Raw genomic sequence first — 24594 nt, 5'->3', positions numbered from 1 at the left:
TTCAGAGCGCCGGAGCGGAGGTGCCGGCCCGCGAATCGAGGGCGCCGGCGAGCGCGGCGCGCGAGGTGATGCCGAGCTTCGGGAAGGCCCGGTGCAGGTGGGCGCCGACCGTGCGGTGCGACAGGAACAGCCGCTCGCCGATCTGCTTGTTGGTCAGCCCGGTCGCGGCGAGCGTGGCGATCTGCCGCTCCTGCGGGGTCAGCGCCGCCGGTCCGGACCCGACGGTGGCCACGCCCGCGGCGCGCAGCTCGTTGCGGGCCCGGTCCGCCCACGGCTGGGCGCCGAGCCGGTCCAGGCTCTCCAGAGCGTCCCGCAGCTGCAGCCGGGCGCTGGTGGTGTCGCGGGTACGCCGCAGCCATTCGCCGTACGCGAGCCGGATCCGCGCCTGTTCGAACGGCCACTGGTCGGCGCACGGGAGCGCGAGCGCGGCCGCGTAGAGCCGCTCGGCGTCGTCGTCGGGGGCGGCGATCGCGGCGGCGCCGGCGGTGAGCAGCGCGGTGCGGGACGACACGTCGGCGAGCCCGGCCTGCCGCGCGGCGTCGACGTGCGCCCGCGCCTCGTCGAGGTGTCCGATGTGGACGGCCGCGTCGACGGTGTCGAGGACCATCCACCGGCCGGGCACGCCGAGGCTCGGGTGCCCGGGCCCGTCGATCCGGGCGGCCTGCACGTAGGCGTCCTCGTAGTCGCGCCGGCCGAGCGCGGCGACGGCGCGGGCCTGCCACGCGAGGGCCTGCGTCAGCCCGACGCCGCGCGGCGCCGCCCAGCGGGTCACCTCGTCGGTCAGCATCCGCGTGCGGGCGGCGTCGCCGCGGTACGCCCCGATCAGCGCCAGCCGGCACCGCAGCTGCCCTTCGAGCAGGTGGTAGCCGTCGGCGCGGGCGATCTCGAGGGCCTCCTCCGCCAGCCGCTCGGCCTCGTCCCACTGCCCGTGCGTGATCGAGTCGACGCTGAGCATCAGCAGCCCGGCGATGACCACGGTGACGATGCCGCCGTCGCGTTCCCGGTCGATGACGCGGTGGCACAGGTGCCGGTAGGCGGCGAGCGCGTCGAGCTCGACGGCGGCGTACGTGAGCGGGATGAACTGCCACGGCGCCGGGTCGCTGGACAGGTCCTCGAACGCGGTGGAGAGCCGGTGCCGCAGCGGGTCGGCGGTGCCGACCGGGTCGGCGTACGCGTCGTAGCACAGCTGCAGCGCGGTGACGGCCCGCGGGTCGAACCTGGTCAGCGCCGCCCGCAGCAGCTCCCACGGCCCGGGACGTCCACTGTAGACACACACGAACAGCAGCGCGTAGAGCACGCCGTACGCGTCCCAGCCGTCGCCCGGCGTGCCGTCGAGGTCGTCGAGCGCCCTGGCGAGGAGGCGGTGGGCCGCGTCGACGTCGCCGCTGCCGTTGGTCAGCAGGTGCGCGGTGGCGGCGAACACGAGACCGGTGGCGGTGTGGGGGGTCTGCCCGGCGTCGTTGAGCAGCTGCGGCACCCGGTCGAGCTGGCCGGTGACGTTGGCGAGAAACGCCGCCTCGACGAGCCGCCGGGACCGCTGCCCGGGCCGGTCGCTGAGCTCGCTGGCGCGCACGAGCGCGCTGACCGCACCGGCGGCGCCGCCGCGGGGCCGGCCGCCGCGGCCACCGGTCCAGGCGGCCTGTGCGACCTCGTCCAGCGCGCGGGCGACGACCTCGTCGGGTCCGGTCGCGGCGTCGGCCAGGTGGCGGGCGCGGCGCTCCGGTGCGGTCCCGCGGCACCCCGCCGGCGTCGCCGCGACGGCCGGTCCGAGTGTCCGGGCGAGGGCGAGGTGCGCGTGCCGCCGCTCGTCGGCGGTGGCGAGCTGGGCGACCGCGGCGCGGATCAGCGGGTGGCGGAACTCCAGGCGGCCGCCCTCGACCACGCGGATCAGCCCGGCCCGCTTCGCCGGGGACAGGTCGCGGAGGTCGGCGTGCGGGCGGGCGGCGGCCCGCACCATGGCGACGTCGGCGTCGGGGTCGAGCGCGGCCAGCAGGAGCACGGCCCGGGTCGGCTCCGGCAACTCGGCGAGCCCGGCGGCGAACGCCGCCTCGAGGCGGTCGCCGGGCGGCAGGAACGCGGGCAGCGCGGCCTGACCCGACCGCTCCCGGGGCGTGAGCGCCGCCGGCAGCTCCAGCAGCGCGAGCGGGTTGCCGGCGGCGTCGTCGAGCAGCCGCCGCCGCACGACGCCGGGCAGGCCGGGGTGGTGGGCGTCCAGCAGCGCCGCCGCGGCCCGCGCGGCCAGCGGGCCGACGGTCCGCTCCGGCAGCCGCGTCTCGTCGAAGACGCCACCCGCGCCCGACCGGACGGCGGCGAGGAACCGCGCGTGGGTGCCGGCGACGCGCCGCGCGAGGAACCCGAGGACGGTCGCACTCGCCGCGTCGATCCACTGGACGTCGTCGACGACCAGCAGCACCGGGCGGCCCGCCGCGACCTCGGCGACGAGGGCGAGCACGGCCGTGGACAGCACCAGCGGCTCGGCCTCCCGGGCGCCGGCGCGGCCGAGCACATGGGCGAGGGCGTCGCGCTGATCGTCGGGGAGCTGCCCGGCGAAGTCCCGGGTGGCGTACAGCAGCTGGTGCAGCGTCGAGAAGCGGATCCCGGACTCGAACGGCGCGCCCGCCGCCCGCAGCACCCGCATCCCGGCCGCGCCGGCCCGTGCGGCGGCGGCGTCGAGCAGCGTGGTCTTGCCGGTGCCCGGGTCGCCGCGCAGCAGCAGGCTCGGGCCGGGCGGGTCGGCGCCGGCGAGCACCGCGTCGATCGCCCGCAGCTCGGGTGCCCGGCCGCGTAGTTCACCCTGCTCCGCTGGAAGCGTCACGGTCATCCCCCGCCCCCAACGGTAGCCAGGGAAGCAGTCATCTGACCCATGCCGCGGCGCCGGGGCCGCCGCAGGATTCATGGGTAGCCACGCACCAGCGATTGGAGAGACCATGCGGGTACTGATGATCGCGCCACCAGGAGCCGGCAAGGGCACGCAGGGAGCCCGGATCGCAGCCCACTTCGGCGTGCCGCACCTCGCGACCGGCGACCTGCTGCGCCGCCACGTCGCGCTCGGCACGAGCCTGGGCCGCGCCGTGCAGGAGCATCTGGACCGCGGTGATCTGGTGCCGGACGGCGTCATGCAGGACCTGGTCCGCAGGTCCCTCGCCGACGCGACGGCCGACGGCGGCGGTTACGTGCTCGACGGCTACCCGCGCACGCCCGCGCAGGCGTGGGCCGCGTACCGGATCGCCGTGTCGCTCGACGCGACCGCGCACGTCGCGCTGCACCTGCGCATCGACGACGACGAGGTGGTCCGCCGCCTGCTGGCCCGCTCCGCGATCGAGCACCGCACCGACGACACCGAGCCCGTCATCCGCCGCCGCCTCGCCCTGTACCACCGGGTGACGGAGCCGATCCTGCACTGGTACCACAGCCGCGGCATCCTGCTGTCGGTCGACGGCATGCCGGAACCGGACCGGGTCACGTCGACGGTGGTGTCGGCGCTGCGGTACAGAAGGCCGTGTCCCGGTCCGGTTCCCGCGCTGGTGGCCGCGGCCTAACCGCGGGTGAGGCGCTGCACCACCCCCGTGCCGTCGTAGACGTTGGCGCCCAGGTAGCCGCTGCTGTAGGCGGTGTCGGTGGCGTCGATGACCGGCGTGGTGCCGCCGCCCAGGTAGACCTTGATGCTCGCGCCCGAGGCGACGACCTTCAGGTGGTAGGTGCGGCCCGGGACGATCGCCGTCGGGTAGGTGGCGATGTCGCGGCCGGGTCGCCACAGCTTCACCACCCCGGACGCGTCGATGTTCGCGGTGTAGTGCTGGGTGGCGTCGGCGTTGGCCCGGAAGGTGAGGGCCGCGGCGGTGCCGTTGACGATCGTGACGTCGCCCTCGTAGGTGAAGTCGGCGGCGACGGTCCGGCTCAGGTAGAACGTGTCGCCGGCGCTGGTGCCGCGGGCGCCGGCCCGGGCGGTGGTCGTCGTCCAGGTGCCGCCGACGGGCTGCCACGGGCCGGCGAGGTTCGTCGCGAACCCGGGCCCGTTCAGCGTCAGGTTCTGCACGGTGGCGGTGCCGTTGAAGACGTTGGCGCCCAGGTAGCCGCTGCTGTAGGCGGTGTCGGTGGCGTCGATGACCGGGGTCGTGCCGTGGTCGAGGTACACCTTGATGCTCGCGCCGGCGGCGACGACCTTCAGGTGGTAGGTCCGGCCCGGGACGACCGCCGCGGGCGCGGTGGCGATGACCCGGCCGGGCCGCCACAGCTTCACCACCCCGGACGCGTCGACGTTGGCGGTGTAGTGCTGGGTGGCGTCGGCGTTGGCCCGGAAGGTGAGGGCGGCGGCGGTGCCGGAGGCGATTGTGACGTCGCCCTCGTAGGTGAGGTCGGCGGCGGTCGTGTTGCTCAGGTAGAACGCGTCACCGCTCGCGGTGCCGCGCTTGCCGGTCGCGGCGTCGCCCCAGGATCCGCCCGCGGCGCGCCACGGACCGGCGAGGTTCGACTCCAATGTGGACTGACCCTGCCCCCACGCGGAGCCCAGCCGGTGGAGCTCGGCGGAGACCAGCCGCACGGAGCCGCCGGTGGCGAACAGCCGGATGCCCTGGCTGCCCGCCGCGGAGTTGAAGTTCACGTTGTCGGTGAAGGAGAGCCGGCCGTCGTTGCCGAACACCTCCAGCTGGCCGCGGTCCACGAGCAGCCGCACCTTGACCCGCCCGTTCAGGGGTGCCAGCGGCGCTCCGTACAGCGTCTGCGCGGCTCGGTCGTAGACCACGGCCCGGTCGTGGCCGCCGTCCGCGCGGCGGTGCAGCTGGAACCCGAACTGGGTGGCGGTGGCGGTGCCGACGTCGAACTCGGCGAGGATCTCGTAGGTGTCGGCGGTGATGCCGGCGAACGGGTCCGTGGCCGGGTCGGTGGTGACCGTGCGGTTCGACCAGGTCGTGGTGCCCTGGCGCAGGGAGGCGATCTCGGCGACGGGGAACCGGGTGACGCGCGGCCCGGCGGGCGTGCTGATGAGCCCCAGCTGGACGGGGAACGACGCGTTGCCGGTCCAGGTGCCGCCGCGGTTGCCGGGCTGCCAGGCCATCTGCACGGTCCGGCCGTCGGGCATGTTGCTGAAGGTGAGGCCCGCGTAGAACGTGCCGTCGAAGCTGTTGCGGCCCTGGTCCATGCGCTGCGGCGCGGTCCAGTCGGGGGCGAACGCGGCGCCGTCGAACGTGCCGGTGACGTACTCGCCGGAGGCGTCGGTCATCACCCAGCGGACGTTCGCCGCGTTCCCGTCGACGGGCAGCGGGAAGAAGTCGGGGCACTCGAAGAGCCAGCCCGCGGCGTACCGGCTGCGATAGGTCCAGTCGAGGAGGTTCGCCGACGTGTAGACGTTGACGCCGTTGCCGCCGCCGTCGGACCAGACGACCATGACCCACCGGCCGCGGGCGGCGTCCCACAGCACCTTCGGATCGCGGCTGGTGCCGGTCGGGGTCACGACCTTCCGGCCGCGGTCGTAGTTCTGGAAGGTGCGGGCGCCGTCGGTGCTGTAGGCGATCGAGACGCCGTTGGTGCCGGTGAACACGACGATCGGGGCGTCGGCGCCGGTCTTCAGCCCCGAGGCGTTGGTGGTGTCGACGACGCCGGCGCCGGAGAACAGGTCGCCGGGGTGCGCGCCCGGCTCGAGGGCGACCGGCTTCTGCGTCCAGTGCACGAGATCGGGGCTGGTCGCGTGCCCCCAGTGCATGGTGTCCCAGCCGAGGCCGTGCGGGTTGTGCTGGTAGAAGAGGTGGTACTGGCCGTTGTGGTACAGCGGGGCGTTGACGTCGTTCATCCAGCCGCTGCGCGAGCTGAAGTGGAACTGGCCGCGGAACGGCTCGTCGTAGGCGGCGGTGGCCGGGTACGGGAACTCCGGGTAGTCGCTGGACGGGCTCGCGGCGGCCGGGGCGGCGGCGGACAGGGCGCCGGCGACGAGGGCGGCGACGAGCAGGAACCGAACGGTACGCATGGCGGTGGTCCCTTCGGCGGGGTGACCGGTAGGGTTGAGGAAACGTTTCCTGACGAGTGTTCGACAGTGTGCGCTTCATAGAGAAAGATGTCCATACATGAGTGACCGTGGGCGGGCCACGATGAAGGACGTCGCGGCGCTCGCGGGCGTCGGGCTGGCGACGGTCTCCCGGGTCATCAACGGCGTGCCGGTCGACCCGCACCTCACCGGCCGGGTCCTGGACGCCGCGCGGCAGCTCGGCTACCGCAAGGACACCGCCGCCACCAGCCTGCGCCGCGCCGACCGGCGCACCAACACGATCGGGCTCGTGCTGCAGGACGTGGCCAACCCGTTCTCCTCCGCGCTGCACCGGGCCGTCGAGGACGTCGGCGTGCAGCGCGGGCTGCTGGTCCTCGCCGGCAGCAGCGACGAGGAGCCCGACCGGGAGCGGGAGCTGCTCGGGGTGTTGCGCACCAGGCGCGTCGACGGGCTCATCGTGGTGCCGACCGGCGCGCCCGACGGGGAGCTGGCGGCGGCGCACCGCGACGGGACGCCGATCGTCTGCATCGACCGCGCCTCGCCGGTGCCCGGCCTGGACACCGTCACCGCCGACAACCGCGGCGGCGTCGCGGGGGCCGTGCGGGCGCTGCACGACCTGGGGCACCGCGACATCGGGTTCGTCGCCGACCGCTCGTCGCTGTGGACGGCCCGCGAGCGGCACGCGGGGTTCGTCCAGGCGGCGGGGGCGACCCGGCCGGCGTGGGTGCGCCGGGACGTGCACACCGCGGAGGCGGCCCGGCAGGCGGTGACGGAGATGTTCGCCGCCGCGCTCGCGCCGACCGCGCTGGTGACCGCACAGAACTGGTTGACCGTCGGCGCCCGGCGGGCGCTGGTGGAGCTGGGGCTGCACCGCACCGTCGCGCACGTCGGCTTCGACGACTTCCCCCTCGCCGACATGCTCGACCCGCCGGTGTCGGTGATCGCGCAGGACCCGGCGGAGCTGGGGCGGCGGGCGGCGTTGCTCCTGCTGTCCCGGCTCGACGGCGACACCGGACCCGCGGCGGCGGTGACGCTGCCGACGCGGTACATCGCCCGGGGGTCGGGGGAGATCCCGCCGCCCGGGCGATGACCCGCCTGTTGGTCAGCCGGCCTTGGAGCTGGTCACGGGCATCGAGGAGGCGCCCGGGCCGGCGCTGGCCGACGCGGGTGCGCCCGGCCTGGTCGACGCGGGCACGCCGGGCCTGGTCGACGCGGGCGGGCGCGGGGTGTCGTCGCCGGTCCGGGCCGGCGGCTTGCCGTCCGCCGACGACCACAGCACGATGATGTTCCCGGGGATCGGCGCGGTGTCGAACACGATCCAGTCGCCGGGCACCTGATCGGCCGGGGCGGCCATGGACTTCGGGCCGACGCGGTATTCGGCCGTCATGCCCTTCGCGGCGAGGATCTGGCGCGCCTCGGAGACCCGCTTGCCGATCAGGGACCCGCCGACGGCGTTCTCCTCCGCGGAGCCGCCCTCGATGAACTCGCCCGGCAGCGGGGTCCGGCCGAACGCCACGACCGCGTAGGACGAGAAGTTCAGCGGCACCTTGAACCCGACCTGGCACGACCCGTTGGCGGTGCACCGGCCGGGATCCTCGATCGCCTCCAGCCCCGGGGCGCCCGACTCCTCGAAGACCACCTTGCCGACGTTCTCGGGGTTCGCCGGCACCAGCTCGATCTTGATGTTGAGCCCGCGCCTCGCGAGCTCGTCACGGTACCGCTGGGGGTCGGCGGCGGGGTCCTTGATCGTGACGGTCAGGAACCCGTCGCCCTCGGTGAAGGTGAGCGCCGCGTTGGCCGGCTTCGGCGCGGTGAGCAGCGACCCGGCGACGAGCGCCGCGACGGTGAGCCCGGCCGCGACCGGCACCCCGACGAACAGGCGGCGCCGCCAGTTCGTCGCCGGCGCGCCGGTGTCCAGGATGGCGTGCAGCAGGTCCTCGCCGGCCGCCCGGGCGGGCTCCGGGACGTGCACGGTGGGGGAGAGCAGCCGGATCAGGTGATCCTGCTCCTCGTCGACGTCAGTCACGGTGGCTCCTCTCACGGCTGGTGAAGGTGGGTGTGCGCAGCGCCTCCGCGAAGCGGCGGCGCGCTCGGTGCAGGCGGATCCGGGCGGCGTTGACCGTGCAGCCGAACGCGACGGCGAGCTCGTCGGCGCTCAGCCCCTCCCAGGCCACCAGCCGCAGCACCTCCCGGTCGCCCTCGGGCAGCGCGCGGAACGCGTGGGCGATCTCCGGCGGCACCGAAGGCTCGATCGTGGTGGCGCCGGCGAGCTCCTGCCGCAGCCGCGCCCCGAGGTCGGCGCGGCGCCGGTCGGCGCGCTGGTGGTTGGCCATGACGTTGCGGGCGACCCCGAACAGCCAGGGTCTGGCCTGCTCGTCGGGGATCTCGTCGATGCGGCGCCAGGCGGTCAGGAACGTGTCGGCGACCACGTCGGCGGCCGACTCCGGCCGGTCGACGCGCCGCAGCGCGTAGCCGAGCAGGTCCTGGTAGCAGGACCGGTACAGGGCTTCGAAGCGGGCGGCGCTAGGGGCTCGTGCCAAGGGTGGCTCCCGTCATGCGGCGTTCGTGTCGCCTGTACATGTCCGCACGGGGCCGAGCATTTCACGGTTCCTTGACGGCGCTGCCCGGCCGCCGCGCCCCGGGGAGGATTTGTCTGATCTTGTGCCCTGTTCCCCTTCAGGCGCCGGCGGCGGGGCCGATAGGTCTCCTGGTGGGCGTGTCCCGAGCGCCCGTCCGCCCGGGAGGGGAGACCAGTGAGCGTTGAGGCGGCGCCCCGTGGCGGCGGTCCCGGCGACAGCACCGCCGGCGACGCGAAGCGATACCTGACCTTCACGTTGAACGGCGAGTCCTACGCGCTGGACATCTTCCACATCACCGAGATCCTGGAATACCGGAATCTCACGGTCGTGCCGATGACGCCCGACTTCGTCCGCGGCGTCATCAACCTGCGCGGCCGGGCGGTCCCGGTCATCGACCTCGCGATCCGCTTCGCCAAGGGCGCCACGAGCATCGCCAGGCGCACCAGCATCATCATCGTGCACATCCGCGGGATGCCCGGGTCCGGTGACGCCGGCGCGGGCACCGTCACCGGTGACGGCCGCGACGGTCAGGACATCGGCGTCCTCGTCGACGCGGTCAGCAAGGTCGAGTCCTTCACGGCGGAGGACATCGAGCCGGCACCGGCGTTCGGCGCCGGCATCCGGGCCGACTTCATCAGCGGCATGGCGAAGCGCGACAACGACTTCATCATCGTGCTCGACATCGACCACGTGCTGTCGCTGAGCGACATGGCGGACCTCGTGACGGCGCTGCCGGCCGGAGCGGAAGGGAACGGCGGCGCCGACCGGGCGATCCGGTCGTCATGACGCGGTCACTCGCCGGCCCCGCGGAGATCAGCGCCGCGGAGTTCCAGGCCGTCAGCGAGTTCCTCCACCAGTGCACCGGGATCCGGCTCGCGCCGGGCAAGGAGACGCTGGTGATGGGGCGGCTGGACAAGCGCCTGCGCAAGCTCGGCCTGTCCAGCTACACGGAGTACCTCCGGCTGATCCGGTCACCGCAGCACGCCACGGAGACCCGGCAGGCGATCGACCTGCTGACCACGAACGAGACGTTCTTCTTCCGCGAGCCGCGGCACTTCGAGTTCCTCGGCGAGGTCGTCGCGCCCGCGTACCGCGCCCAGCGCGTGCACCGGCCGTTCCGGCTGTGGAGCGCCGCCAGCTCCAGCGGCGAGGAGGCGTACAGCGCGGCGATGGTGCTCGCCGAGGCGCTGCCGGACCGGCCGTGGGAGATCGTCGGCACCGACATCTCGTCACGGGTGGTGGCCGGCGCGGCGGCCGGCATCTACCCGATCTCGGCCGCGGAGCGGATCCCGAAGGTGATGCTGCGGCGGTACTGCCGCAAGGGGCGGGCCGAGTACGAGGGCCTGATGGCCGTCGACCGGGAGCTGCGGGCGCGCACGACGTTCCTCGGCGCGAACCTCCTGGAGGATCTGACCCGCCTCGGCCGGTTCGACGTGATCATGCTGCGCAACGTGATGATCTACTTCGAGCCCGAGACGAAGGCGCGGGTGGTCGGGCGGCTGCAGGAGATGCTGCACCCGGGCGGCTACCTCATCGTCAGCCTGTCCGAGACGCTCAACGGCATCCCGTCGCGGCTGCGGGCGGTCCAGCCGTCGATCTACCGCCTCGGAGACGACCGTGGGTAGCGTGACCGAGGTCTTCCTCAACCCGGGCGACTTCCACTTCGCCGGGGCCGGCACCCGCATCCGCACCGTCCTCGGCTCCTGCGTCGCCATCACGCTGTGGCACCCGCGGCTGCTGGTCGGCGGGATGTGCCACTACCTGCTGTCCCACCGCGCCGCCCCGCCGGGGGAGCACCCCACGCTGAGCGGTCGCTACGCCGACGAGGCGGTCCAGCTGTTCCTGCACGAGCTCGGGCGCAACGGCACCCGTCCCACGGACTACCAGGCGAAGATCTTCGGCGGCGGCGACCAGTTCCCCGACGGATCGCCCGGACCGGCGCCGCGCGTCCCGCGGGACAACATCGAGACCGGCCTGCTGCTGCTGCGCGAGCACGGCTTCCACCTGGCCGCGAAGCATCTGGGCGGCACCGGATCCCGGCAGCTGGTGTTCGACCTCGGCACGGGCGACGTGTGGGTGCAGCATCAGGAGCGCCGGCCGGCCGGAGCGGGTCATGACCGGTAAGGGGATCAGCGTCGTCATCGTCGACGACTCCGCGGTGGTGCGCCAGGTGCTGTCCAAGCGGCTGGCGGACAGCCCCGGCATCGAGGTGCTCGGATGCGCCTCAGATCCGATCTTCGCGATGAACCTGATGAACCGGGCCTGGCCGGACGTCGTCGTGCTCGACATCGAGATGCCCAGGATGGACGGCATCACGTTCCTCAAGAAGATCATGGCGACCCGGCCGACGCCGGTGATCATCTGCTCGACGCTGAGCCAGCGCGGCGCCCGCGCCACGATGGACGCCCTGGCGGCCGGGGCGGCCGGCGTCGTGCCCAAGCCCAGCACCGGCCTGAAGCAGTTCATGGCCGACGACAGCGGCGACATCGTGGCGGCGGTCCGGGCGGCGGCGGCCGGCAAGGTCGCCCGCCTCAACCGGGCCGGGCCGGCCCCCGCCGCCGTGCCGCGACCGGCCGCGGCGGCCCCGCCCGTGGTGTCGGCCGGCCGGATCATCGCCATCGGCACCTCCACCGGCGGCACGCAGGCCCTCGAGACCGTGCTGACGGCGCTGCCCCGCGACAGCCCGGGCATCGTGATCGTGCAGCACATGCCGGAGAAGTTCACCGCCGCGTTCGCCGAGCGCATGGACGTGCTGTCCGCGATCGAGGTCCGCGAGGCCGCCGACGGCGACCTCGTCGCCGGCGGACTGGCCCTCGTCGCGCCGGGCGGCCGGCACATGCAGGTCCTCTCCGACGGCGCCCGCTTCCGGGTCAAGGTGAGTGACGGCCCGCCGGTCAACCGGCACCGGCCCTCCGTCGACGTGCTCTTCCGGTCCGTCGCGAAGGTCGCGGGCCGGCACGCGCTCGGCGTGATCATGACCGGGATGGGCGACGACGGCGCCCGCGGGCTGCTGGAGATGCGGACCGCCGGCGCGCTCACCGTCGCGCAGGACGAGGCGACCTGTGTCGTGCACGGTATGCCGAAGGAAGCGGTCCGGCTGGGTGCCGTCGACCGGGAAGTGCCGCTGACCGCCATCGCCGAGGTGATCCGTTCCCATGGTTGAGTTCCTGATCGTCGTCGTCGCCCTCGCCGCCGGCCTGGCCGCCGGCTACAAGGCCGGGGCGCTGCGCGCCGTCCGCGCCGGGCGGGAGGCGGCGGCGGCGCACGCCGCGACCGCCGACTACGCGCGCAGCGTCACCGAGTTCGCCGGCGCGGTCGCCCCCGTCTGGTCGAGCCAGATCGAGTCGTCGCGGACGCAGATGGAGGCCGCGGTCGGCGCGGTGACCACCGAGTTCAGCCAGATCGTCGACAACCTCGACGCGGTGCTCGCCTCGTCGAGCGCGGCACTGGAGGACAGCCACGGCGGCGGCGCGCTGGAGCGCGGCCGGCAGCGCCTCGGCAGCGTCGTGCACACCCTCGACGCCGCCCTGACCTCGAAACGTGAGGCGCTGCGGGACCTCGAGGCGCTGCTCGGCCTCAACGACGACCTGAAGCAGATGACCGCCGAGGTCGCCCAGATCGCGGCGCAGACCAACCTCCTGGCGCTCAACGCGTCGATCGAGGCCGCGCGGGCCGGCGAGGCCGGCGCCGGGTTCGGCATCGTCGCCCTGGAGGTCCGCCAGCTGGCGGAGCGGTCGTTCCAGACCAGCGAGCGGATGGCGCGCCGCGTCGAGGGCATCGCCGGCGCGATCGCCTCCGCGCTGAGCAAGGCCGAGGGCGACGCCGAGCGCGAGGGCGTGGCGGTCACCCGGGCCAACAGCGAGGTGAGCGAGGTCCTCGACGACCTCGGCGCCGTGCTCGCCGGCCTGCGCGACTCCTCCGACCAGCTCGAACGCGCCGCCGTCGGGATCCGGTCGGGGGTCGCCGGTGCCATCGTCAACCTGCAGTTCCAGGACCGGATCGGCCAGGTCCTGGAGCACCTGCGGGAGAACATCGACCGGATGCCGGTCGTCCTCGCCGAGGACCGGTCCCTGGACGCCCAGCGGCTGCTCGACGAGCTCGCCGCCACGTACACGATGCACCAGGAGCGGGAGGCGCACCTCACCGGCGCCAAGACCGCCGCGGTGCCCGAATCAGAGATCACGTTCTTCTAGAGGGGGCACCTGATGTCGAAGACCATTCTGATCGTCGATGACTCGGCGTCGGTACGGCAGGTCGTCACCATCGCGCTGCGCGGCGCGGGCTACGAGGTGGTGGCCGCGACCGACGGCAAGGACGCGCTGAAGCAGCTCGACGGCCGGCGGATCCACCTGATCATCTCGGACGTGAACATGCCGAACATGGACGGCATCACGCTCGTCGGCGAGGTCAAGAAGCTGCCGTCCTACCGGTTCACCCCGATCATCATGCTGACGACGGAGTCGCAGGAGGACAAGAAGCGGCAGGCGCAGGCGGCCGGGGCGAAGGCGTGGGTCACCAAGCCGTTCCAGCCGGACCAGATGCTGGCGGCGGTGTCGAAGCTGGTCATGCCGTGACCGTGCCGGCCCGGCGCCTGGAGCTCGACGGCGAGCTGACCATCGTCGCGGCGGCCGAGCAGCAGGCCCGGGTGCGGGCGTTCCTCGCGGAGAGCCCCGTGCCGGCCGAGCTCGACCTCTCGGGCGTGACCGAGCTGGACACCGCCGGCCTGCAGATCCTGCTCGCCGCCCGGCGGGAGGCGGAGCAGCGGGGCACCGCCCTGACCTTCCACGACCCGAGCGGCCCCGTCCGGTCGGTGTTCGAGACCGCCCACCTCAGCGCGGAGCTGGACTGACGGGAGCACGATGGTGAGCGACGACCTCAACGACGCCCTCGACACCTTCATCACCGAGGCACGGGAGCTGCTGCAGGACTTCGAGGAGGGCCTGCTCGGCCTCGAGGACGACCCGAGCGCCGAGGAGACCGTCAACGCGCTCTTCCGCACGATGCACACCCTCAAAGGGTCGGCGGGGCTGTTCGGCCTGGCCCATCTGGTGGCGTTCACGCACGTGGTGGAGACCGTGCTGGACTCGCTCCGCGAGGGCGAGCTGGCGGTGACCCCGGAGCTGGTCAGCGCGCTGCTGCCGTGCGGCGACCACGTCTCCTCGATGGTCGAGGGCGTGGCCTCCGGCCGGACCGAGGCGACACCGGCCGAGACCGTCGACGGCGACCGGCTGCTCGCCGCGCTTCAGCCGTTCCTCACCGAGGGGGAGGCGCCGGCTCGTACACCCGCCGCCGCCGAGGAACAGAGCGATGACGGGCTCAGGACGTGGCGGCTCACGCTGTGGTTCGGACCCGACAGCCTGCGCAACGGCATGGACCCCTTGTCGTTCCTGCGCTATCTCGGCAGCATGGGCACCGTCACCCGGGTCGCGACCCTGACCGACGCCCTGCCCGAGCCCGACCTGATGGACCCGGAGACCTGCTACCTCGGCTTCGAGGCCGAGTTCGTCAGCGGCGCGCCGAAGACGGAGATCGAGGGGGTCTTCGACTTCGTCCGCGAGGACAGCCAGATCGCGATCGTGCCCGCCGACGACTACGTCACGGTGATCGAGGAGCTGCCCGACCAGGACCGGCTCGGTGACCTGCTGGTCCGCAGCGGCGCCGCCACCGACCTGGAGATCGCCAGGGCGCTGCGGATCCAGCAGGAGCGCAACCGGTCCGGCGACACGCTGCCGCCGCTCGGCGAGATCCTGATCGAGACGCAGGCCGTGCCGAAGCCCGTGGTCGAGGCGGCGCTGGGCAAGCAGCGCAAGACGGCCGACAGCCGGTCGCAGGAGACCCAGACCATCCGGGTGTACGCCAACCGCCTCGACAAGCTCATCGACCTCGTCGGCGAGCTCGTCATCGCCCAGTCGAGCGTGGGGATCCACCGCCGCGACGGCGACGGCGACGAGGAGGCGCAGGGCGAGGTCATGAGACTCGTCGAGGAGGTCCGGCACAGCGCGCTGTCGCTGCGGATGGTGCCCATCGGCACCACGCTGCGCCGCTTCGAGCGGGTCGTCCGCGACGTCTGCGTCGACCTGGACAAGGACGTCGACCTGATCATCACCGGCGGCGAGGCGGAGATGGACAAGGCGCTCGTCGAGCGGATCGGCGACCCGCTGCTGCACCTGGTCCGCAACGCCCTCGACCACGGCGTCGAGCCCCGGGCGGAGCGGGAGCGCGAGGGCAAGCCGGTGCGCGGGAAGCTGCGGCTCAACGCCTTCCACGACGCCGGGTCCATCGTCATCGAGGTCGCCGACGACGGCCGTGGGCTCAACCGCGAGCGCATCCTCGCCAAAGCCGTCGACCGCGGCATGGTCCAGGCGGGCACCGTCATGAGCGACCACGAGGTGTTCGACCTCATCTTCGAGCCCGGCTTCTCGACCGTGGAGACGGTGTCGAACCTCTCGGGCCGCGGCGTCGGGATGGACGTCGTGCGCCGCAACATCGCCGAGCTACGCGGCACCATCGAGGTCGACACGGCCGCCGGGGCGGGCACCACCTTCCGGATCCGGCTGCCGCTGACGCTCGCCATCATCGACGGGTTCCTGGTCGGCGTCGGGACCAGCGCGTTCATCGTGCCGCTGGACCGGGTCACCGAGTGCGTGGAGCTGCCACCGAACGCCTCCGGCCGCGACTGTATGTACCTGCGGGGTGAGGTGCTGCCCTTCGTCCGGCTCCGGACGATCTTCGACATCGCGGGGCAGCCGCCGCGGCGGCAGAACGTGGTCGTCATCGAGCAGTCCGGGCAGCGGGCGGGGCTGGTCGTGGACACCCTGCTCGGGCAGTTCCAGACCGTCATCAAACCGCTGGGCGTGCTCTTCAGCGAGGCCCGCTGCATCAGCGGCTCGACGATCCTCGGCAACGGCGAGGTGGCGCTGATCCTGGACGTCGGACCCCTCGTCGCGGAGAACGTGAGCCGCGAGCAGCTGCTCGTCTGAAGGCCGGCCCGCCGGACCCGGTCAGAAGCGGTCGAACTTGCTCTCGTCGATCTCGGCGACCGGGAGGTCGGCCCGCGGCGAGTACTGCGAGGTGCCGTAGTTCAGGCTCTTCGCCTGTGGCTTCGCCGTCTCCCGCGGCGAACGGCCGCTGTTCGTGGTGCGGCGCCCGCCGCCCGTGCCGGTCGTGAAGAACGCCATCATGTTCTGCAGCTGATGCGTCTGCGCCGCCATCTCCTCGGCGGTGGCCGCGAGCTCCTCGCTCGACGACGCGGTCTGCTGGGTGACCTTGCCGATCTGGGTCATCGCGATGTTGATCTGGTGCACGCCGGTGGACTGCTCGCCGCTGGCGGCGGCGATCTCCTGGACCAGGTCCGAGGTCCTGGTGATGCTCGGGATGATCTTGTCGAGGAGGGTGCCGGCGTGCTCCGCGGTCGTCACGCTGCCCGCGGCCAGCTCGCTGATCTCCTGCGCCGCGATCTGGCTGCGCTCGGCGAGCTTGCCGACCTCCGTCGCCACCACGGCGAAGCCCTTGCCGTGCTCCCCGGCCCGGGCCGCCTCGATGGTCGCGTTCAGGGCCAGCATGTTGGTCTGGAAGGCGATGTCGTCGATGATGCCGATCTTGCTGGTGATCTGCTTCATCGCGTCGAGCGTCTTCTGCACCGCGCCGCCGCCGTCCTGGGCCTCGGTTGCGGCGCTGGCCGCGATGCTCTCGGTGGTGCGGGCGTTGTCGCTGTTCTGGGCGATGCCGGCGGTCATCTGCTCGATGCTGGCAGTCGTCTCCTGCACGCTGGCGGCCTGCTCGGTCGCGGCCTGCGACAGGCTCTGGGAGGCGCCGCTGATCTGGCTCGACGCGTTGGTCAGCTGGGTGGCGGAGTCGACGACCGTGCTCACCGTGTCGGCGAGCCGCTCCAGCGCGCTGTTGAGGGCGGTGCCCATCCGGCCGACCTCGTCGCGGCTCACCACCGTGACCCGCCGGTCGAGGTGCCCCTCGGCCATGGCGGACAGGACCGCGACCGTCTCCTGCAGCGGCCTGGAGATCGCCCGGCTGATCATCAGCACGATCGTGAACGCCAGCACCAGTGCCACCACGATCAGCCCGATCGACAGCACCCGCGAGGAGTCGTACGCGGACTTCGACTCGGCGAGCGTCGTCTGGGCGGCCTTGTTCTCCAGCTCCACCAGGTTGGTGAGCGAGGTGTCGATCGTGGCCGCGATCGACGCGCCCTGCCCCTTGGTCACCTTGTTGAAGCCGTCGTAGTCGCTGGCCTTCGCCAGCGGGATCAGCTGCGTCGTGAGCAGGTCCTGGTACGCCTTCCAGGACGACTCGAACGACTCCCGGTCGGCCGCGCCGCCCTGCCCGCCGCCGGCGGCGAACGTCTGCCAGCTCGTGTCGAGCCCCTCCACGGCCGTCCGCAGCGCCTGATCGGCGGCGTCCTTCTCGGCCGGGGTCTGCGCGAGGGCGACGTCCCGGAGCCGGAACCGGATATCGCGGTAGTCCGAGCTGACCTCGTCGACGTTCTGCACCGTGCGCAGGTTGTTGTTGTACATCAGGTCCAGGCGATCCTGGGCGTCGCCGAGCTGGATCAGGCCGAACACCCCGATCGCCAGCAGCAGCACGGACACCACGCCCGCCAGGGTGCCCAGCTTCCAGGCGACGGACAGGTCACGGAATCCGGAGCGGCGTCGTTCGCCGGTAGCCTCGGCCATTCCCGGCCCTCCTCTGGAGTTGGGTCTGCCCTCTCCTCATCGGCCCCGACCGGGGATCGTCTGAGCATTTCCGCCACCGACGTCGCGTCGTCCGATCGGGCGGAATCCTGGCCTGTTGACCCGCCCGGCTCGGGCTCGGTAGATTCCGGCCGCGAGCCGCGGTGGGAGCCGAGCGGCCGGACGCGGCGTGTGAGCCGCGGGTCCGGCGCGTGTCCGTGCCCGTCACACCCCGCCCCGGAGGCACTGTGTTCCGCTCCGCCATCCTTGCCGTCGCCGCGCTCCTGCCGCTCCCGTTGGCCTCGCCCGCGTCGGCCGCCGCCCCAGCTGGGGACTTCAGCTGTGACTACCGCTTCTTCGCGTGGGACGGGGGGTTCGTCGCGGATCTCACGATCACCAACCACGGCCCGGCCATCGACGGCTGGACGGCCAGGTGGACCTTCAGCACCGCGACCGGCAACCTCGGCGTCTGGCAGGCCAGGATGGAGCAGCCGAACCCGTTCGCGGTCACGGCGACGAACATGCCGTACAACGCCGTCATCGACACGGGCCGGTCGGTGCGGTTCGGCTGGACCGCGTCGGCCGCCGCGACGGAGGCGCCGCACGACCTGACCGTCAACGGCCTGCCCTGCTGAGCCCGTCGACGGCGCGAGCCAGCCCGTGCCGGTCGCCGGTGCGTTCGGCGAGGGCGCGGGCCGCCGCGAACCGGTGCACCGCCGAGTCCGGGCGGTCCGTGGCCAGCAGCACGTCGCCGAGGGCGTTGAGGGTCTCGACCTCCAGGCCGCACTCGCCCGTGGCGCGGGCGACGGTGAGCGCGCGCCGCAGGTGGCCGAGGGCCTTCGTGTGGTCGCCGCGGCGGTGGTACGCCACCCCGAGCGTGCCCCGCGCGGTGCCCTCGCCGCCGCGGTCACGGGCCTCGACGCACCGCTCCAGGGCCAGGTGCAGGTGTGTGAGCGCCGCGTCGTGGCGGCCCGTGGCGCTGAAGACGGCGCCGAGGTTGCCCAGCGCGTAACCCTCGAGGCGTCGGTCGCCGAGGTCGGCGAACAGCGCCGCCGCCCGGTGCAGATGGTCGAGGGCCTCCGGGTGCCGGCCGATGCGGTGCAGCGTGAAGCCGAGGTTGAGCAGCTGGGCGCCCTCGCCGTGGCGATCGCCGAGCGCCCGGTAGGCGGCCAGGGCGTCCCGCAGCCGGGTGAGCGCCTCGTCGTGGTCGCCGAGCCGCTCGTGCACGAGGGCCAGCCGGGCGGTGGCGCGCGCCTCGCCGGCCGCGTCACCGGCGGCGCGGTGACCGTCCAGCGACCGCCCGAAGTGGACCTTCGCCAGGTCGTGGTCGCCGAGCAGCCAGTGGACGGCGCCGAGGTCGGCGTGCGCGCCGGCGTCGCCGTGCGCCGCGGCGGCGGCGTGCAGCGCGAGCGCCTCCCGGTAGTGGCCGCCGACCTCCAGGTATCGCCACAGCACCCGCGACAGGGCGACGGCGGCCCGCGACCCGGCGAGCGCGACGAGCGCGGCGCGGTGCCGGTCCAGCCATCGCGCCGCCGCCTCGGGACCGTCCATCATGGTCCCCGTGGCGGCCCCTGTGACGGGTTCTGCGCTGTCGTGGGGGAACAGGGTCGCGGTCGCGGCGGTCGCGGTGTCCAGCAGGTGCGCGGTGAGCCGGTCCAGCGCGGCCCCCGCCTCGCCGGGCGGCAGGAGCGCGGCGAGCTCCGCGCTGTAGGCCCGCAACAGGTCGTGCATGGTGTAGCCGCCGTCGGCCGGCTCGACGAGGTGCGCGCGGGCCAGCTCGTCGAGCGGCACCCCGGCGGGCCCGCCGGCGAGGGCGGTGGCGGCGGCGTCGTCGAAGACCCGGCCGGGGTACAGGCCGAGCAGCTGGAAAGCGCGCGCGGCGGGCGGGTCGAGGCGGCGCAGCGACCAGGAGAACACCGACCGCAGCGCGGTGTGCGGGTCGCCGTCGGCATCGAACGCGGCCAGGTCGGCGGGGACCCCGGAGCAGTGCGGTGACGGGCCGGCCGCGGCGATGCGCAGTGCGAGCGGCAGGCCGGCGCAGCGGTCGGCGAGGAGGTCCACGGTGCCCGGGCCGGCCCCGGGGCCGAGGAGCCGCCGCAGCAGGACGCGGGAGTCGGCCCGGTCGAGCCGGCCGAGGCGGACCGGGTGGGCGCCGTCGCGGGCGACCAGGCCGCCGAGCGTGTCGCGGCTGGTGACGACGACCGCGCCGGTGGAGGTGCCGGGCAGCAGCGGGCGGACCTGGCCGGCGCCGGCGGCGTTGTCCAGCACCACGAGCAGCCGCCGGCCGGCGACCTCGGTCCGGTAGCGGGCGGCGCGTTCGTCGGTCGCGGCGGGAATGCCCGACGCGGGCACGCCGAGCCCGCGGAGGAACCCGGCGAGGGCGTCGCCGGGGTCGACGGGCTGGCGGGGGTCGTATCCGCGCAGGTCGACGTAGAGCTGGCCGTCGGGGAACCGGTCGGCGACGCGGTGCGCCCAGTGCACGGCGAGGGCGGTCTTGCCCACGCCGGCGGTGCCGGCGATCAGCACGACCCGGGGCCCGGCGCCCGCGAGGACGGCGTCGAGGTCGGCGAGGCGCGCCGCCCGGCCGGTGAACGCGGGCACGTCGGCCGGCAGCTGCCGGGGCACCGGGTGCCCCGGGCCGATTGGGCCGGCTGGGGCGGCAGGGGCGGGGGAAGGCACGGGACGGCGGCCCTCCTCGACCCGGTCGCGGGCGGTGGCGAGCGCGCCCTGCTCGGCCGGTGACGCGCCCAGCAGGCGGACCAGCACGTCGAAGCGGTCGGTCGGCGGCAGCACCCGCCCCGACAGGTAGCCGCCGATGATCCCGTGCGACCAGCCGGTCGCCGCCGCCAGGTCGCGGTAGGTCAGCTCGGTGCCGCCGCGGCGGCGGGCGTCGCGGCGGCGCAGCTCCCGCAGCAGCCGCGCCAGGTCGGCGGTCGCGCGCACGGCCGCGACCGCGTCCGGCGCGAGAAGGGCGGCGCGGGTGTCGATGCCGGCAGCGTAGGCCGGGACGCGCCCGCGGTGCGCGGGGTCGCCGGGCGGCGGACCCCGCGCACCAGGTCACGGCGTCACGCCATGGTGCACGGGGCGCCGTTGAGCGTGAAACTTGCCGGCGGGGTGAACGGGGTGGCCCCGCCGGTGAACCCGGGCATCGCCTGGCCGCCGGGGCTGATCGTGGTGCTCCACGCGTTCGGGGTGAGCGTGCCGGTGTTCCCGGAGCGGGTGAGGATCGCACCGAACGTGTTGTACGTGACCGCCGTCGAGGCGAGCGTGAAGCCGATCGTCCAGCCGGTGACCGGCGCGGCGGTCGTGTTGGTGATCGTGACGTTGACGAGGAACCCGGGACTGAACAGCACGACCTGGACCTTGCAGGTCGGCGCGGCCGTGTACGCGAGGGTGGTGACGGTGGCCGCGGGCGAGCGGGCGGACAGGTTGCCGTTCGTGTCGAACGCGACGACCGCGAACGTGTACGCGGTGCCCCCCGTCAGGCCCGTGACCCGGTAGAAGCGGCTGGACCAGTCGGCGGTGCGGATCGTCGTCCAGACGCCACCGATCAGCTGCTGGAGGTGGTACCCGCCGACCTGGACGTTGTCGGTCGACTCGCCCCAGACCATCGACACCCCGTTGGTGGTGACGCTGCTGAAGAGCGGGGCGCTCGGCGCCGACGGCGGGGTGCTGTCCGGCGCGGCCAGCGTCGTGAACGTGACCGGCGCCGACGGCGGGCTCGCGACGTACCCGGACGACGTCGTCGGCAGCGAGTACACCCGGAACGTGTACGTGGTGCCCCGCTGCAGGCCGGTCAGGGTGATGCCGTTGAACAGGCCGCGGGCGTACTCGGTCCAGGTGCCGCCGACCTTGCGCTCGACCACGTCCTGCTCGGCGAGCAGGTCGTGCGACCACTGCAGGTCGGCGCTCGTGTCGGCGACGTGCAGCGCCTGCACGTCGACCGGCGCGGTGAGGACCGTTGCGGCGAAGGCGGGCGCCGGGGCGAGCGCCAGGAGCCCGGCGGTGAGCAGGGCGAGGAACCGGGACAGTCGCATCGTGAGCCTTTCGGTGATGGGCGTCGATCACGCCGCATCCATGCTCGGCGCCTGACCCCACCGCCCACCCCCGATCCTGGACACCGTCGGACAGCGTTGGACAGCGGTGGCGGGAACGCCCCGCGGAGGGTAAGAGTGTCGGATGGACTGGACCGTCATCCTCACGCTGCTGGTCGCCATCGCGCTCGGCGCCGCCGTGGGCCTGGAGCGGGAGCTGGGTGCCCAGCCCGCCGGACTGCGCACCCACATGCTCGTCGCCGCCGGCGCGGCCCTGTTCACCATCGCCGGCAAGGAGGCCGGCTCCGACCCGACCCGCATCGCCGCGCAGGTCGTCACGGGCATCGGCTTCCTCGGCGCCGGCGCCATCTTCAAGGAGGGCGTCAACATCAGCGGGCTGACGACCGCGGCGTCGCTGTGGGTGACCGCCGCGATCGGGCTCGCGACCGGCCTGGAGCTGTTCTGGGCGGCGGGCACGGTCACCGCAGCGGCGCTCGCCGCCCTGTGGCTGTTCAAGGTCGCGGAGGCCAACTGGCTGCCGGACCGGCACCGCGTCCAGGTGACGCTGACGCTCGCCCCGGACTTCCCGCTCGACGTGGTGGAGCGGGAAGCCCTGGAGGCGCTGCCGGGCGCCCATGTGCTGCGCGTCGACTACGCCGGCCACGACCAGTCGATCGTGCTCACCGCGCAGGGCGACAACAACACGTCACTGCCGGCGATCGCGGAGTCCCTGCGCCTGCTGGACGGCGTCCAGGGCGTCGAGATCGCCCGCTGACCTCAGCCGGCCGAGGGCGACGGTGACGCCGAAGCCGATGCCGAAGCCGATGCCGAAGCGGAGGCCGACGGGGCGACGTACGGCACGGCGCTGCCCTTGACGTACTGGTCCCAGCTCGTCGACCAGTCCGTCCAGCCGTTGCCCCACTTCACCTGCTCCTCGGTGCCCTTGATGATCACCGGGTCGCCGATGCGGGTCTGCTTCCACAGCCACTCCGCGTGCGCGGCGGAGATGTTGGTGCAGCCGTGGGACACGTTGCGCTTGCCCTGGTCGCCCTCGGACCACGGGGCGGAGTGGATGTACTCGCCGTCCCAGGTGAGCCGCTGCGGCCAGTACACCTTGGTGCGGTAGCCCGCGGCGGAGTCGGCCGGGACGCCGTAGGTGGAGGAGTCGAACCACTCCCACTCGTTCTTGATCATGACGATGAAGTTGCCGCTGGCCGACGGGTTCTTCGGGCGGCCGAGGCTCACCGGGATGGTCCGCAGCAGCTGGCCGTCCTGCGTGACGGTCATCTGCTTGGTGGCGTTGTCGACCTCCATGACGAACTTCGGCCCGACCGTCGCGGTGAACGACACGTCGCGCTCGCCCCACCACTTGCCGTCCAGGTTCGTGCCGCCGGTGCGCGCGTTGACCTGGAGCTTCGTGCCGGTCTGCCAGTACTCCTTCGGGCGGAAGTGCAGCTCCTTGCCGGTGAACCAGTTGAAGGCGCCCTCCTGCGGCGGGTCGCTGATCACCTGGATGCGCTGCTGCACGGCCGCGCGCTGGGCCGGCGCGACGTCGACGCCGAACGTGATGATGACCGGCATCCCGACGCCGACGACCTGCTTGTCGTTGATGATGCTGGTGACCTTGCCCAGCTTCGACGGCTTCGCCATGGTCGTGAACGCCGTCGTCGCCGTCGTCGGCTTACCGTCCGTCGAGGTGGCGGTGACCGTCGCGGTGTACTTGGTGCCGTACTTGAGCTGCGCGGCCGGCTGCCACGCCTTGCCGTCGGCGCGGACCGCGCCGACGACCTCCGCCCCGCCCGCGTCGGTGAGCTTCACGGTGACGTCCGCCGCGTTGGTGGCGGTGTACGCCAGGTCGACGGCGGTGGGCACGTTGGCGGCGCCGTCGGCCGGGCCGCTGATCGCGAGCTCCACCGGCAGCGCAGGCGCCTTCGGGCTCGCCGAGGCCTGCTGCTGCGTCTTGCTCGGGGACGCCTTGTCGGTGCAGGCGGTCAACAGCAGCGCCGCCGCGGCGACCAGCGCCGCGGCCGACCGCAGGCGCGGGAGTGTGGTGTGCGTCATCGAGGGGCAGGTTACCCTGGCGCGTCCATCCGTACGACCCCCGGGCGGCGGTCGTAAAACCGCTGCATGACCGACATTTCGGTGTTTTTGCGCCGAGTGGCGCCGTCCGGGCGGATGGCTATGCTGGCGACGATGCTGACGCTTCCGACCGGGCGCCTGCCCAGGTTTCTGATGCTGCTGCTGGCCACCGTGATCGTGGGGGTGGTCTGGGTCGCCGACCCCGCTTCCGCGGAGCCGGGCGAGGACGGCGGACAGAATCTCACCGTCCGCCAGGCGCTCGACAAGGCCAACGCCGAGTACAACGACGCCAAGGGCCGCCTCGACAAGTCCGTCGCCGACGAGGCCGCCGTCAACGGGCAGCTGGCGGCGACGCAGACCCAGGTCGGCGAGCTGGAGGCGGCGGCCGGATCGGTGGCCAACGCCGCCTACCGCGGGCGCCGGATCAGCCTGACCAACGTGGTCCTCGCCGGCGACTCGCCGGAGGCCACCATCCACGGCATGACCACGGTGCAGTACATGCTGTACCGTGACGACAAGTCACTGCGCGAGCTGGCCGAGACGCGCAAGAAGCTGGAGCAGCAGAAGGCGGACATCGCCGCGGCGATCGCCAACCAGCAGGCCCAGCTGAAGATCATGGAGACGAACAAGAAGGCCGCCGAGGACGCCCTGAAGAAGGCGGGCGGCGGCGGCACCGTGACCGGCGCGCCGGGCGGCGGCAAGGTCACCACCAACCCGGTCGGCCGAAACGGCGACGGCTCCTACGCCAGCCAGGGCTGCACCCAGGACGACCCGACCACGACCGGGTGCATCAGCCCGCGGATGCTCAACGCCTACAACGAGGCGCGCAAGGCCGGCTACACCCACTACACGTCCTGCTTCCGCAGCGGCGGGGGCGGTGACCACCCGGCCGGTAAGGCCTGCGACTTCTCCGCCAACGCCAAGACCTTCGTCAACGCCCGCGCCACCGGCGCCGACCAGCAGTACGGCGACGCCCTGGCCGCCTGGTGCGTCGCCAACGCGAAGAACCTCGGCGTCAAGTACGTCATCTGGTACAAGCGGATCTGGCAGCCGAGCAGCGGCTGGAAGTCCTACGGCGGCGACGGCACCCCCGCCGGCGACCACTACAACCACGTGCACCTCTCGATGCAGTAGGGCATCCCCCGCCACGCAACCGGTTTGCTCCTGGCCCTATGGATCAGGTGCGGGCACCGGGTGCCGATGGCAGGATCGGCGCTTCGGGCGATGAAGCAGCCGGACCG

The 24594-nt window shown here is 73.4% G+C and carries 21 protein-coding genes; 13 read left to right on the top strand and 8 right to left on the bottom strand.

Going from position 1 to position 24594, the window contains the following annotated elements; all coding sequences use genetic code 11:
- Position 1 precedes the first annotated feature (1 nt).
- Complete coding sequence (locus ACQEVZ_RS08830) at positions 2–2815, bottom strand: AAA family ATPase (RefSeq protein ID WP_433363791.1); 2814 nt, start codon at positions 2813–2815, stop codon at positions 2–4.
- A 112-nt stretch (positions 2816–2927) separates the two neighbouring features.
- Here ACQEVZ_RS08830 and ACQEVZ_RS08825 point away from each other — a divergent pair, with 112 nt between their 5' ends.
- Positions 2928–3539, top strand: coding sequence for an adenylate kinase (locus ACQEVZ_RS08825; RefSeq protein WP_433363788.1), 612 nt, complete (start codon positions 2928–2930; stop codon positions 3537–3539).
- On the opposite strand, the gene ACQEVZ_RS08820 is transcribed toward ACQEVZ_RS08825, so the two are convergent.
- On the bottom strand, positions 3536–5959 hold the full coding sequence (locus tag ACQEVZ_RS08820; protein ID WP_433363785.1) for a GH32 C-terminal domain-containing protein: 2424 nt from the start codon (positions 5957–5959) through the stop codon (positions 3536–3538). The two genes, ACQEVZ_RS08825 and ACQEVZ_RS08820, sit on opposite strands and share 4 nt — an antisense overlap.
- Before the next feature lie 97 nt (positions 5960–6056).
- On the opposite strand from ACQEVZ_RS08820, the gene ACQEVZ_RS08815 reads away from it, so the two are divergent.
- Positions 6057–7067: a LacI family DNA-binding transcriptional regulator gene (locus ACQEVZ_RS08815; RefSeq protein WP_433363782.1), complete on the top strand. Its 1011-nt coding sequence runs from the start codon at positions 6057–6059 to the stop codon at positions 7065–7067.
- A gap of 12 nt (positions 7068–7079) precedes the next feature.
- Here ACQEVZ_RS08815 and ACQEVZ_RS08810 read toward each other — a convergent pair whose 3' ends face one another.
- The gene (locus tag ACQEVZ_RS08810; protein WP_433363779.1) at positions 7080–8003 is read right to left on the bottom strand and encodes a hypothetical protein; all 924 of its coding nucleotides are present in this window, start codon (positions 8001–8003) and stop codon (positions 7080–7082) included.
- Positions 7996–8517: an RNA polymerase sigma factor gene (locus ACQEVZ_RS08805; RefSeq protein WP_360560030.1), complete on the bottom strand. Its 522-nt coding sequence runs from the start codon at positions 8515–8517 to the stop codon at positions 7996–7998. Before ACQEVZ_RS08805 ends, ACQEVZ_RS08810 begins: the two co-directional genes overlap by 8 nt.
- A 213-nt stretch (positions 8518–8730) precedes the next feature.
- Between ACQEVZ_RS08805 and ACQEVZ_RS08800 the strand changes: the two genes are divergently transcribed.
- The 8 genes from ACQEVZ_RS08800 to ACQEVZ_RS08765 are packed head-to-tail and all read left to right on the top strand — an operon-like array spanning position 8731 to position 15536.
- Entirely contained in the window at positions 8731–9342 is a 612-nt protein-coding gene (locus ACQEVZ_RS08800) for a chemotaxis protein CheW (protein WP_433363775.1), read from the top strand.
- Positions 9339–10181, top strand: a complete 843-nt coding sequence (locus ACQEVZ_RS08795) for a CheR family methyltransferase (RefSeq protein ID WP_433363772.1) — start codon at positions 9339–9341, stop codon at positions 10179–10181. Before ACQEVZ_RS08800 ends, ACQEVZ_RS08795 begins: the two co-directional genes overlap by 4 nt.
- A 1-nt stretch (position 10182) precedes the next feature.
- A complete protein-coding gene (locus ACQEVZ_RS08790) occupies positions 10183–10680 on the top strand; it encodes a chemotaxis protein CheD (protein WP_433363769.1) in 498 nt (165 codons plus the stop codon).
- Positions 10670–11719, top strand: coding sequence for a protein-glutamate methylesterase/protein-glutamine glutaminase (locus ACQEVZ_RS08785; RefSeq protein ID WP_433363766.1), 1050 nt, complete (start codon positions 10670–10672; stop codon positions 11717–11719). Before ACQEVZ_RS08790 ends, ACQEVZ_RS08785 begins: the two co-directional genes overlap by 11 nt.
- The gene (locus ACQEVZ_RS08780) at positions 11712–12749 is read left to right on the top strand and encodes a methyl-accepting chemotaxis protein (RefSeq protein WP_433363763.1); all 1038 of its coding nucleotides are present in this window, start codon (positions 11712–11714) and stop codon (positions 12747–12749) included. The genes ACQEVZ_RS08785 and ACQEVZ_RS08780 overlap by 8 nt, the downstream gene beginning before the upstream one ends.
- A 12-nt stretch (positions 12750–12761) precedes the next feature.
- Entirely contained in the window at positions 12762–13130 is a 369-nt protein-coding gene (locus ACQEVZ_RS08775) for a response regulator (protein ID WP_344512636.1), read from the top strand.
- Positions 13127–13405: an STAS domain-containing protein gene (locus ACQEVZ_RS08770; RefSeq protein WP_344512638.1), complete on the top strand. Its 279-nt coding sequence runs from the start codon at positions 13127–13129 to the stop codon at positions 13403–13405. Before ACQEVZ_RS08775 ends, ACQEVZ_RS08770 begins: the two co-directional genes overlap by 4 nt.
- A 10-nt stretch (positions 13406–13415) precedes the next feature.
- Complete coding sequence (locus ACQEVZ_RS08765; protein WP_433363758.1) at positions 13416–15536, top strand: chemotaxis protein CheA; 2121 nt, start codon at positions 13416–13418, stop codon at positions 15534–15536.
- Between the two features lie 21 nt (positions 15537–15557).
- Here ACQEVZ_RS08765 and ACQEVZ_RS08760 read toward each other — a convergent pair whose 3' ends face one another.
- Complete coding sequence (locus ACQEVZ_RS08760; RefSeq protein ID WP_433363755.1) at positions 15558–17243, bottom strand: methyl-accepting chemotaxis protein; 1686 nt, start codon at positions 17241–17243, stop codon at positions 15558–15560.
- A 245-nt stretch (positions 17244–17488) separates the two neighbouring features.
- Between ACQEVZ_RS08760 and ACQEVZ_RS08755 the strand changes: the two genes are divergently transcribed.
- Positions 17489–17875, top strand: a complete 387-nt coding sequence (locus ACQEVZ_RS08755) for a cellulose binding domain-containing protein (protein ID WP_433363752.1) — start codon at positions 17489–17491, stop codon at positions 17873–17875.
- Here ACQEVZ_RS08755 and ACQEVZ_RS08750 read toward each other — a convergent pair.
- Together ACQEVZ_RS08750 and ACQEVZ_RS08745 are read right to left on the bottom strand one after the other, a co-directional pair.
- Positions 17856–20183, bottom strand: a complete 2328-nt coding sequence (locus ACQEVZ_RS08750; protein WP_433363750.1) for a tetratricopeptide repeat protein — start codon at positions 20181–20183, stop codon at positions 17856–17858. The genes ACQEVZ_RS08755 and ACQEVZ_RS08750 overlap by 20 nt on opposite strands.
- A gap of 122 nt (positions 20184–20305) precedes the next feature.
- Positions 20306–21277, bottom strand: a complete 972-nt coding sequence (locus tag ACQEVZ_RS08745; protein ID WP_433363747.1) for a cellulose binding domain-containing protein — start codon at positions 21275–21277, stop codon at positions 20306–20308.
- Positions 21278–21419: 142 nt separating this feature from the next.
- Here ACQEVZ_RS08745 and ACQEVZ_RS08740 point away from each other — a divergent pair, with 142 nt between their 5' ends.
- Positions 21420–22049: an MgtC/SapB family protein gene (locus ACQEVZ_RS08740; RefSeq protein WP_344512651.1), complete on the top strand. Its 630-nt coding sequence runs from the start codon at positions 21420–21422 to the stop codon at positions 22047–22049.
- A 2-nt stretch (positions 22050–22051) separates the two neighbouring features.
- Here ACQEVZ_RS08740 and ACQEVZ_RS08735 read toward each other — a convergent pair whose 3' ends face one another.
- Complete coding sequence (locus tag ACQEVZ_RS08735; RefSeq protein WP_433363744.1) at positions 22052–23335, bottom strand: Ig-like domain-containing protein; 1284 nt, start codon at positions 23333–23335, stop codon at positions 22052–22054.
- A gap of 132 nt (positions 23336–23467) precedes the next feature.
- Between ACQEVZ_RS08735 and ACQEVZ_RS08730 the strand changes: the two genes are divergently transcribed.
- Complete coding sequence (locus ACQEVZ_RS08730) at positions 23468–24487, top strand: coiled-coil domain-containing protein (protein ID WP_433363741.1); 1020 nt, start codon at positions 23468–23470, stop codon at positions 24485–24487.
- Positions 24488–24594: the final 107 nt, after the last annotated feature.

The organism is Dactylosporangium sp. CA-152071, assembly GCF_050936335.1.
Lineage (GTDB): Bacteria > Actinomycetota > Actinomycetes > Mycobacteriales > Micromonosporaceae > Dactylosporangium > Dactylosporangium maewongense.
The sequence above is the reverse complement of the archived record's forward strand: the minus strand, read 5'-3'. Positions and strand labels throughout refer to the sequence as shown.